The organism is Streptomyces sp. N35, assembly GCF_016464295.1.
Classification (GTDB): domain Bacteria; phylum Actinomycetota; class Actinomycetes; order Streptomycetales; family Streptomycetaceae; genus Streptomyces.
The window spans coordinates 33,304-44,123 of sequence record NZ_JAEIMH010000076.1; the positions used below are offsets into that span (position 1 = coordinate 33,304).

8 protein-coding genes and 3 tRNA genes are annotated in these 10,820 nt (G+C 70.2%); 6 read left to right on the forward strand and 5 right to left on the reverse strand.

The annotated features are described in order from the left end of the window. Positions 1-51: 51 nt before the first annotated feature. The gene (locus JAO81_RS32155; RefSeq protein ID WP_307813948.1) at positions 52-579 is read right to left on the reverse strand and encodes a hypothetical protein; all 528 of its coding nucleotides are present in this window, start codon (positions 577-579) and stop codon (positions 52-54) included. A gap of 217 nt (positions 580-796) precedes the next feature. Here JAO81_RS32155 and JAO81_RS32160 point away from each other — a divergent pair, with 217 nt between their 5' ends. From JAO81_RS32160 to JAO81_RS32180, 5 genes are all read left to right on the forward strand, one after another. After that, positions 797-1,147 (forward strand): metallopeptidase family protein, encoded by a 351-nt coding sequence (locus JAO81_RS32160; RefSeq protein WP_165331597.1) that lies wholly within the window; start codon positions 797-799, stop codon positions 1,145-1,147. 116 nt (positions 1,148-1,263) lie between these two features. Then, entirely contained in the window at positions 1,264-2,898 is a 1,635-nt protein-coding gene (locus tag JAO81_RS32165; RefSeq protein WP_199551498.1) for a metallophosphoesterase, read from the forward strand. A 98-nt stretch (positions 2,899-2,996) separates the two neighbouring features. Then, positions 2,997-3,069: transfer RNA gene (locus JAO81_RS32170), tRNA-Glu, on the forward strand. Between the two features lie 39 nt (positions 3,070-3,108). Then, positions 3,109-3,183: transfer RNA gene (locus JAO81_RS32175), tRNA-Asp, on the forward strand. A 23-nt stretch (positions 3,184-3,206) separates the two neighbouring features. Then, a tRNA-Phe gene (locus JAO81_RS32180) sits at positions 3,207-3,280 on the forward strand. Positions 3,281-3,398: 118 nt separating this feature from the next. On the opposite strand, the gene JAO81_RS32185 is transcribed toward JAO81_RS32180, so the two are convergent. The 4 genes from JAO81_RS32185 to JAO81_RS32200 form a co-directional block, all read right to left on the reverse strand. Continuing rightward, complete coding sequence (locus tag JAO81_RS32185) at positions 3,399-4,469, reverse strand: acyltransferase family protein (protein ID WP_374194381.1); 1,071 nt, start codon at positions 4,467-4,469, stop codon at positions 3,399-3,401. 44 nt (positions 4,470-4,513) lie between these two features. Then, positions 4,514-5,368 carry a cytochrome c biogenesis CcdA family protein gene (locus JAO81_RS32190; RefSeq protein ID WP_199551499.1) on the reverse strand — a complete coding sequence of 285 codons (855 nt, stop codon included), beginning with the start codon at positions 5,366-5,368 and terminating at the stop codon, positions 4,514-4,516. Continuing rightward, complete coding sequence (locus JAO81_RS32195) at positions 5,365-6,141, reverse strand: DsbA family protein (protein WP_199551500.1); 777 nt, start codon at positions 6,139-6,141, stop codon at positions 5,365-5,367. The genes JAO81_RS32190 and JAO81_RS32195 overlap by 4 nt, the downstream gene beginning before the upstream one ends. A 105-nt stretch (positions 6,142-6,246) precedes the next feature. Beyond that, complete coding sequence (locus tag JAO81_RS32200; RefSeq protein ID WP_199551501.1) at positions 6,247-6,627, reverse strand: hypothetical protein; 381 nt, start codon at positions 6,625-6,627, stop codon at positions 6,247-6,249. An 83-nt stretch (positions 6,628-6,710) separates the two neighbouring features. Between JAO81_RS32200 and hrpA the strand changes: the two genes are divergently transcribed. Next, entirely contained in the window at positions 6,711-10,640 is a 3,930-nt protein-coding gene (gene hrpA / locus JAO81_RS32205; RefSeq protein ID WP_199551502.1) for an ATP-dependent RNA helicase HrpA, read from the forward strand. The last annotated feature ends 180 nt before the right edge of the window (positions 10,641-10,820 follow it).

Sequence of the window (10,820 nt, forward strand, 5' to 3'; positions counted from 1 at the left end):
GGGCAACTGCACCCAGGCCCTTTACGCAGGTCAGGGGCGCCCCGGACGGGCTCAGGCAGGGCCTCGCCGAGGCGAAGGCTCCCGCTCCTGGATCTCCTCGTACCGCTTCTCCTGGGACAGCTGCGTCTGGTGCGCTCCGGCCGAATCCGACGGCTGCGGCGACGGCTCCTCGCTCGGCGTCGGGGTCGGCGAGGGCTCCGGCTCGGGGGGCTCCTGGGACGGGCTGGGCCTCGGGTCCTTCGTACGGGTCCTCGTCGGCGCCGGGTCCGGGCCGGCCGGGCCCGCGGACGGCTCGGCGGCGCCCGAGGGCGACGCACTGGGCGTACCGGAGCCGGACGCGCTCGGGCTCGCCCCGTTCTTCGCCGCCGGCTGCCCGCCGCGCGCGCCGCCCGAGACCACCGCACCCCCGTCGGGTCCGGTCCCGTCACCCTGCTGCGAGGTGGAGGGCCCCGGCGCGGGCTTGTCCCCGTCGCCCCCGAGGCTCACGCACCCCGCACTCGCCGCGACCGCGAGCAGCACGGCGGCCCACCGCAGCGAACGGCCGTATGGCGGGCGGTCGGGAAAGGACGGCTGGCGCACGGCGGCACCTCCGGGGCGCGGCGACGGGGATCGCGGTGCCCAACTCCCGTACGGCGTAAGAAGACACGGATGCGACAGGTGTGGCACCAGGTCCGCTCCGTTGCGGACATGCGGCACCACGGGCGAACCGACCCCGCCACAAACCGTCAGCCGCCGATCAGAAACCGGCCCAACCGGCGGCCCGACGAAAACCGGCCGCCTCGCGGACAATGGCCCTGTGCTGGAGATGACGCGTGAAGCCTTCGAAGAGCTGGTGAGCGAGGCGCTCGACCAGATTCCGCCGGAATTGACCCGGGTCATGGACAACGTCGCGGTGTTCGTGGAGGACGAACCCCCCGCCGACGACCCCGAACTGCTCGGCCTCTACGAGGGCACCCCGCTCACCGACCGCGGCGAGTGGTACGCGGGCGTGCTGCCGGACCGTATCTCCATCTACATGGGCCCGACCCTGCGCTACTGCGAGACGTCCGAGGACGTCGTCCACGAGGTCGCGGTGACGGTGGTCCACGAGATCGCCCACCACTTCGGCATCGATGACGAGCGGCTGCACGAGCTGGGCTGGGGCTGACCTCGGAGGGACTCGGGGCGCCGGCCTCGGAGCGCTGACCTCGGCATCCCGACGTCCGCGGCACCCCGCACCCGGACCGGGGCATAACCCCGTACCCATCCGGGCATACGGGCCCAATGGCCCGCGACCCGTACGCCGCCATAGCCCGCCTACGCCACGCAGCAGCACGCGTGCGCCGCACGACAAGCCCCTTCCTGGGGCGTGCGGCGCGCGTACGGAACACACCTCGCGCACTCGTACGCCACTACCGCGCCCGCCACCCGCACCCCGTCCCCGAACTGGTCCACCCTCCGCATCCCTACGCCCGCGCGCTCGGCATGGTCGCCGTGGTGCTGCTCGGCGCGTGGCTGGGGCTCCTGATCGTGGGCAGTGTCCGCACCCCCGTGGGTCCGATGGACACCAAGATGACGCTGCGGCCCTCCGTCAACGGCGGCACGAAGATCAACATCTCGCCGCTCGGCTCCCTGCGGCTCGAGTCGCACCGCGCCCCCATCCGGCTCGACGTCGACGTCGACCGCCTCGACCCGGACCGGGCCCAGGCCCTGGTCGACCACCCCGAGCGCTTCTCGGGCCTGCAGGACGAGGTCACCGCCGACGTCGTCTCCGGCACCCGCGACCTGGCGCTTCGCTCCTGCATCGCGGTGGTCTCCGGCGCCACGGTGCTCGGCCTCGCCGTCTACCGCACCCCTCGCCGCGCCCTCGCGGCCGGCGGCACGGCCCTCGCGCTGCTCGCGGCCTCCGGGCTCTCGGCCTTCGCCACCTGGAACCCCAAGTCGGTCCTCGAGCCGAAGTTCGACGGGCTGCTCGCCTCGGCCCCGTCCCTCGTCGGCAACGCGCGCAGCATCGTCACCGAATTCGACGTCTACCAGAAGGAGTTGGCGCGCCTGGTCACCAATGTCACCCGGCTGTACGACGCCGCCTCCACGCTCCCGCAGTACGCGGCCGACCCCACCACCATCCGCCTTCTGCACGTCTCCGACATCCACCTCAACCCCGCGGCGTGGCAGATCATCGGCTCCCTCGTCGAGCAGTACGACATCGACCTCATCGTCGACTCCGGCGACACCATGGACCACGGCAGCCCTGCCGAGAACCCCTTCCTCGACCCGGTCCAGGACCTCGGCGCCCCGTACGTCTGGGTCCGCGGCAACCACGATTCCGAAGCCACCCAGGCGTATCTGGAGGGCCTGAAGAACGTCCACGTCCTCGACGACGGTGAAGCGGCCGACGTCGCGGGGCTGCGCATCGCCGGCATCGGCGATCCGCAGTACACCCCGGACCGCTCGGTGGTCGCCGAGGGGGATCCGGCGGAGAAGATCGCCGGGTCCACCCTGGCCTCGGCGCTGTGGGCACATCGTTCTCGCGGCACCCCCGTCGACATCGCGGTCGCCCACAACCCGGTGGCGGCCCGCCAGACCGACGGCGCGGTCCCGCTCGTGCTCGCCGGGCACGTGCACCACCAGGAGATGGAGGTCATGGACCGGGGCACCCGGCTCCGTATCGAAGGGTCGACGGGCGGCAGCGGTCTGCGCGCGGTCGAGGTCGACGAGGGGGACGACCCCGACCCCATCGAGGCCTCCGTGCTCTACCTGGACCGCCGGACCAAACATCTCCAGGCCTGGGACGAGATCCGCCTCGGCGGTCTGGGGCTGACAAAAGCCGAGGTCAGCCGCCATCTCCCGGAGGAGAACACCCCGGGCGCGACCCCCTCCCCCACGGGGCCTCCCCCGCGCTCGAGCCGGGGTCCGTAAACCGTTTTGGCGATACCTCCCCCCATCCCATATGCTTCTCACGTCCCCGACGCGCTGCACAGTGTTCATTCACCGAGCGGTGCCCAGGCGGGCCGATAGCCCTCATCGTCTAGCGGCCTAGGACGCCGCCCTTTCAAGGCGGTAGCACGGGTTCGAATCCCGTTGGGGGCACGCAACACCCTGTGCGACACTTGAGTCGCACAACAGCTTGGTCCTGTGGAGCAGTTTGGAGTGCTCGCCACCCTGTCAAGGTGGAGGCCGCGGGTTCAAATCCCGTCAGGACCGCTGAGGTTTTTCTTGAACCTCGTGGCTGGGTAGCTCAGTTGGTACGAGCGATCGCCTGAAAAGCGATAGGTCGCCGGTTCGATCCCGGCCCCAGCCACCGCCCCTGAAAAGGGAATAAGGCCCCTCCGAGTTGCTCGGAGGGGCCTTGTTGTTTCCGTCTGCGCCGACCGGTGCATCGCCGTCCGAGCCGGCCGGTACACCGCCGACTTCCGTCCTCAGACCCCCCGTCGCACGAACCGGTCCAGGCTGGGCTCCACGACGGGGCGCAGCGCCGTACGCACCGGGCGGGTGCACAGCAGGGTCACCACGGCGGCCGCCACGAGGGAGACCACGACCCGGCCCGCCGGAGACGCAAGCAACTCGTGGTCGTACCAGCCGAGGTAGGACGCACCCCGGATCACGAAGCCGTGCAGGAGATAGCCGTAGAGCGTGCCGGCGCCGAGCGTGGTGAACCACATGCGGCGGCCCGGCGTCCATGCCAGGAAGCACACGCCGAGCACGAGGGCGGCGGCGAACAGCCCGAACGTCATGACCGGCCCTGTCCAGGCGGCCATGCCCAAGTCCTGTGCGTTGTACCGGTGGAAGAACCAGGACGTGTTCATCCGGGGCACCGCCCAGTAGGCGACAAGCAGAGCCATCGCGGCCACGGGGACCGCCGCGACGCGCACGCGCCGGTCCCGCACCCGTGCGAAGTGCTCGGGCCGCAGACACAGACCGAGCACGAAGTACGGCAAGTACTGCAGCACCCGCCCCAGGTCCAGGTCGTCACCGATCCCGTCCGCCACCGACGCCACGGCCGCGACCAGCAGAGCGAGCGGCAGCGGCCACCGCACCGCGCGCCACACCGGTACGGACAGGCGCCACAGGAACAGCGCGGGCAGGAACCACAGGATCCAGTACGGATCGGCCAGGGAGAGCGGGAAGTCCGGCTGCCGCAGCTGCCGTTGGAAGAGCGTGTACGCCACTTCGAAGACCACGTACGGAACCAGCACCCCGCCAAGGAGCCGCTGGACCTTGGCCGTACTGCCGTCGAAGGTGCGGGAGAAATAGCCGGCGATCATGATGAACACCGGCATGTGCACGGCGTACACCAGCGTGTAGACCGCCTCCACGATCCGTCCGCTGCCGGGCAGTGGCTCCCATGCGTGTCCCATCGCGACCAACACGATGGCCAGGTACTTCGCGTTGTCGAAGAACGCGTCCCGGCCCGGACGCCGGCGGACGATGTCCGGCGCCGGGACGGGCAGGGCGGGTGCGGTACGTATCGCGGAAATCAGCTGTGCCACCCACGCACCCTAGCCACGCCGCGCTGCCGGCGCTGCGGCCTGCGTCACGACCCCCGCATGGGGGCCGGCTCGGCCGTACGGAGCCGGCGGGGCCACTCCCGTACGCCCAAGAAGGCCCCGACCGCGGCCACCACCCCTGTCAGCACAGCCCCGTCCGGCACCGCGTCGCCCACACGGCGTGCCCACTGTTCGACCGTGAACGAGGAGTCCACGGAGAGGAGTCCGGGCAGGGCTGTCGTGCCGTCGAAGGCGAGGAACAGGGTGCCGAGGAGGATGAAGAAGAGGCCCGAGGCCAGCGAGGTGGTGTGCAACGAGAGGCGCCCGAGGCGGAGTTCACGGCCGCGCAGCCAGCGCCGCCGGCCGAGCGAGAAGCGGTCCCACAGCAGGGCCAGGACGAAGAGCGGGGCCGCCATGCCCAGGGCGTACACGGCGAGCAGCGCACCGCCGTACGCCGGATTGCCGCCAAGGGCCGCCACCGTGAGTACGCTGCCCAGGATCGGGCCCGCGCAGAAACCCGCGAGTCCGTAGACCGCGCCGAGCGCGTACACGGAGAGCGCGGAGGTGGGCCGGATCCGGCCGGACAGCTCCGCCATGCGGCGCGAGGCGAAGCCGAGGCCGAGGATCTGCAGCACGCCGAGCGCGATGATCAGCCAGCCGCCGAGCTGCACGAGCAGATCGCGGTTGCCGTAGAAGAAGCGGCCCGCGTACGAGCCCGCCGCGCCCAGCGGCACCAGGGTGGTCGCCAGGCCCAGGTAGAAGATGCCCGTGCGGGCGAGGAGCCGGCCGGTGCTGTCGATCGTGTACGCGAAGAAGGCGGGCAGGAGCAGCGCGCTGCAGGGGCTCAGGAGCGCCAGGAGGCCGCCGAGGAAGGCCGCCAAGTAGCCGATGTCCGCTGTCACTTGGGGTCCCGGGCGGCAGCGGTGAGCGCCTCGTCGATCGCCTGTGTGAAGGTCCCGGCGGGCTGCGCGCCCGCGATCGGGCGGCCGTTGACGAGGAAGGACGGCGTCGAGGCCGCCCCCAGACCGTAGGCCTCCTGCTGGTCCCGGGCCACGGCCTCGCGGGCTTCCTTGCCCGCCGCATCCCGTACGAAACGGTCCACGTCCGCGACGCCCGCCTGCTCGGCCAGGGCCTTCAGGCGGTCCTCGCCGAACCCCTTCTCCTTCGCGCCCTCCTCGTACGCCGCCGCGTGGAACTCCCAGAAGCGGCCCTGCTGCCCGGCCGCCCAGGCGCCCCGCGCCGCCGCTTCCGACTCCTTGCCGAAGATCGGGAAGTTGCGCCACTCGATCCGCAGCTTCCCCGCGTCCACGTACTTCTTCACCAGGTCCGGCTCGGTGTCCCGCGCGAACTTGCCGCAGAAGCCGCACTTGAAGTCCGCGTACTCGATCATCACGACGGGTGCGTCGGCACGCCCCTGCGCGAGCGGGTCCTTCGCGTCGCGCCGCGCGAGCTTCGCCAGTTGTGTGTACGTGTCGTTCTGCTCGGGAGCCGAATCGGGCGCGGATACGTCGGCCACCGCGTCCGAACCGGCAGAGCCGGCCGCAGCTTCCGGCTTGGTCGCCGTGTACGAGAACCAGCCGAAGAGCAGGGCGGCGGCGACCACACCGGCGCCGATGGCCGGGCCCCGCCGCTTCGAAGCGCGCTGGGCAGGGGCGGTCGTGGTGGTCTTGGACATGCGTTCTCCCGTAAGGAAAGAGAAGTCGAAAGAAGGGTGTGCAGCGAGGACGCCGCCAGGCCGGTGCGGACGCGGCACGCAGTGGCCGTGGGCGGCGGGGCGCTGCTACACGCGCAGCACGGAGAGGGTTACGGGAGTGGGTGGATCACCTGGCGGCGTACGGCGCTCGGGAGTCACGGAGAGGAAGGCACCGTCGAGGGCGCAGACGCCGTCCACCGCAGGCAGGGGCGCGGGCACCAGCTCGGCCGCCGAGCCGCCGCGTGAGGGCGCCGACGGCTGCGAACCCTGTTCGCCCCGCCGGCCCTTGCCGCAGCCGACCCCGCCGTCCTGGTCGACGGCCACGACCTCCGCGTGGGCCACCGAGGCGGCACCGCCCGAGGACGCGGCGCTTTGACCGGCCGCGCACAGCACGCCCACCACCGCGAGCAGCAGGCTCAGCAGCAGCGGGGCCGCCGACGAGCGGCGACTTGCGGCGGCGAAGGACATGCGGACCATAGTGCCCTACCGGGGCACACGGGACAGAAATGCGTTCGCCACCGCCGAGGCCCGGGTGAGATCCTGGAGTCCGTATGTCTACTTCCTTCGACGATCTCGCAGCCCTCCTCGGCGAGAGTTCGCTCCGCGACGCCCACCGCCTCGGCCGCCGGCTCGAGGGGGCCCGCCGTATCCGCAAGCCCGAGGCGCGTCAGGCGGTGCTCGACGAGATCGCCGGCGAGGCCGAGAAGTCGGCTGCCCGCATACGGGAGCGGCGGGCCGCGCTGCCGGCGATCACGTATCCCGGGCAGCTGCCGGTCAGCCAGAAGAAGGACGAGATCGCCGACGCGATCCGCGATCACCAGGTGGTGATCGTCGCGGGCGAGACCGGCTCCGGAAAGACGACGCAGATCCCGAAGATCTGCATGGAGCTCGGCCGCGGCGCCCGCGGCATGATCGGCCATACGCAGCCGAGGCGCATCGCCGCCCGTACGGTCGCCGAGCGCGTGGCCGAGGAGCTGAACACCCCGCTCGGCGAGGTCGTCGGCTGGAAGGTCCGCTTCACGGACCAGGTCAGCAACTCCACGTACGTGAAGCTGATGACGGACGGCATCCTGCTCGCCGAGATCCAGACGGACCGCGAGCTGCGCGCGTACGACACGATCATCATCGACGAGGCCCACGAGCGGTCCCTCAACATCGACTTCCTGCTCGGCTATCTCGCCCAGCTGCTGCCCAAGCGCCCGGACCTGAAGGTCGTCATCACCTCGGCGACCATCGACCCCGAGCGGTTCTCCCGCCACTTCGGCGACGCCCCGATCGTCGAGGTCTCCGGCCGTACGTATCCGGTCGAGGTCCGCTACCGCCCGCTCCTGGAGGAAGACTCCGAGGACTCCGACCGCGACCAGATCACCGCGATCTGCGACGCTGTCGAGGAGCTGCAGGGCGAGGGCAAGGGCGACATCCTCGTCTTCCTCTCCGGGGAGCGCGAGATCCGCGATACGGCGGACGCGCTGGAGAAGAAGAAGTACAAGTTCACGGAAGTGCTCCCTCTCTACGCGCGCCTGTCGCACGCCGAGCAGCATCGCGTCTTCCAGCCGCACACCGGCCGCAGGATCGTTCTCGCCACGAACGTCGCGGAGACCTCCCTCACCGTCCCCGGCATCAAGTACGTGATCGACCCGGGCACTGCCCGCATCTCGCGCTACAGCCATCGCACCAAGGTCCAGCGCCTGCCCATCGAGGCGGTCTCGCAGGCCAGCGCGAATCAGCGCAAGGGCCGCTGCGGCCGTACGTCCGACGGCATCTGCATCCGCCTGTACTCGGAGGAGGACTTCGAGTCCCGCCCGGAGTTCACGGACGCCGAGATCCTCCGGACGAACCTGGCCTCCGTCATCCTGCAGATGACCGCGGCCGGCCTCGGCGACATCGAGAAGTTCCCGTTCATCGACCCGCCGGACCACCGCAACATCCGCGACGGCGTCCAACTCCTGCAGGAACTGCACGCGTTGGACCCCACGCAGAAGGATGTCCGCAAGCGTCTGACGCCGATGGGCCGCAAGCTCGCCCAGCTGCCGGTGGACCCGCGCCTTGCCCGCATGGTCGTGGAGGCCGACAAGAACGGGTGCGTACGCGAGGTCATGGTGATCGCGGCCGCCCTGTCCATCCAGGACCCGCGCGAGCGCCCGGCCGAGAAGCAGACGCAGGCGGACCAGCAGCACGCGCGGTTCAAGGACGAGACGTCCGACTTCCTCGCGTATCTGAATCTGTGGCGGTACGTCCGCGAGCAGCAGAAGGAGCGCGGCTCCAGCTCGTTCCGCCGGATGTGCAAGCAGGAGTACCTGAACTTCCTGCGCATCCGCGAGTGGCAGGACATCTACACACAGCTGCGCACCGTCGCCAAGCAGATGGGCATCCATCTCAACGAGGACGACGCCGGCGACCAGCAGGTCCACCTCTCGCTCCTTGCCGGCCTGCTCTCCCACATCGGGATGAAGGACATCAAGGACGGCGCGAAGAACGACTATCTGGGCGCCCGCTCGGCCAAGTTCGCGATCTTCCCGGGCTCCGCGCTCTTCAAGAAGCCCCCTCGCTTCGTGATGTCCGCCGAGCTGGTGGAGACCTCGCGCCTGTGGGCCCGGGTCAACGCGAAGATCGAGCCCGAGTGGATCGAGCCGCTCGCCGGGCATCTGATCAAGCGCACGTACTCCGAGCCGCACTGGGAGAAGGACCAGGCCGCGGTGATGGCGTACGAGAAGGTGACGCTGTACGGCGTCCCGATCATCACCGAGCGCAAGGTGAACTACGGGCGGATCGACCCCGAGGTCAGCCGCGAGCTGTTCATCCGCAATGCCCTGGTCGAGGGCGACTGGCGTACGCACCACAAGTTCTTCGCCGACAACCGCCGGCTGCTCACCGAGGTCGAGGAGCTGGAGCACCGGGCCCGCCGCCGCGACATCATGGTCGACGACGACACCCTCTTCGACTTCTACGACGAGCGCGTGCCCGACCACGTCGTCTCCGGCGCGCACTTCGACTCCTGGTGGAAGCAGACGAAGCGCGAGGAGCCCGAGCTGCTCGACTTCGAGCGCTCGATGCTGATCCGCGAGTCCGCGGAGGCGGTCACCAAGGACGACTATCCGGACTCCTGGCGGCAGGGGCAGCTGAAGTTCCGGGTGACGTACCAGTTCGAGCCGGGCGCGGACGCGGACGGCGTGACCGTCCACATCCCGCTCCAGGTCCTCAACCAGGTCACCGACGAGGGCTTCGACTGGCAGATCCCGGGTCTGCGGGAGGACGTGGTCACCGAGCTGATCAGGTCGCTCCCCAAGCCGATCCGCCGCCATTACGTACCGGCGCCGAACTACGCGAAGGCTTTCCTGGAGCGGGCGACCCCGCTCCAGGAGCCGCTGCCGGTCACGCTGGCCCGTGAGCTGAAGGGGATGGTCGGCGTCCCGGTCACGGCCGAGGACTTCGATCTCACCCGCGTACCGGACCACTTGAAGATCACGTTCCGGATCGTCGACGAGCGCCGCAAGAAGCTCGCCGAGGCCAAGGACCTTGAGGCGCTGCGTCTCCGGCTCAAGCCGAAGGCGCGGCAGGCCATCTCCAAGGCGGCCGCCGCGACGGCCGAGCGCTCCGGCGGCGAGGCGATCGAGCGGACCGGTCTGACGGACTGGACGATCGGCACGCTCACGAAGGTCTTCGAGACCCGGCGGGCGGGCCAGCCGGTGAAGGCGTATCCCGCCCTGGTCGACGCGGGCTCCGCCGTGGACGTGCGGCTCTTCGACACCGAGGCCGAACAGCGGGCGGCCATGTGGAAGGGCACCCGCCGCCTGATCCTCCTCAACATCCCGGTGAACGTCTCGAAGTTCGCCTCGGGCAAGCTGACGAACCAGCAGAAGCTCACGCTCTCCGCCAGCCCGCACGGCTCGATCCAGGCGCTCGTCGACGACTGCGTGACGGCCGCCGCGGACAAGCTGATCGCCGACTTCGGCGGCCCGGCCTGGGACGAGGAGTCCTACCGGAAGCTGTACGAGAAGGTGCGGGCCGACATCGTGGACGCCACCGTGCACACGGTCGGCCAGGTACAGCAGGTCCTCGCCGCCTGGCAGGCCTGCGAGCGCCGCCTGAAGTCCACGAAGAGCGCGGCCCTGCTGCCCAACCTCCAGGACGTACGGAAGCAGTTGGACGCCCTCGTGAAGCCGGGCTTCGTCACGGCGGTCGGGCTGCGCCGGCTTCCCGACGTGATGCGCTATCTCGTGGCGGCCGACCGCCGGCTGCAGCAGATGCCCACGTCCGTGCAGCGGGACACCTCGCGCATGGAGAAGGTGCACGAGATGCAGGACGAGTACGCCTGGCTGCTCGAGCAGCTGCCGCAGGGACGGCCCGTGCCGCAGGAGGTCCTGGAGATCCGCTGGATGATCGAGGAACTCCGCGTCAGCTACTTCGCGCACGCCCTCGGCACCGCGTACCCGATCTCCGACAAACGCATCGTGAAGGCGGTGGACGCGGCGGCCCCGTAGGCGGCCCGAGCTGTGACGATCCCGTCGCGATAAGTGAGTTCGACCGGCGGGCCTGCACTGCTGTACAGTCCTTCTCGCAGCGCAACACGAAAGCAAGCGCCGCGAAACCTGGTCCTGTGGAGCAGTTTGGAGTGCTCGCCACCCTGTCAAGGTGGAGGCCGCGGGTTCAAATCCCGTCAG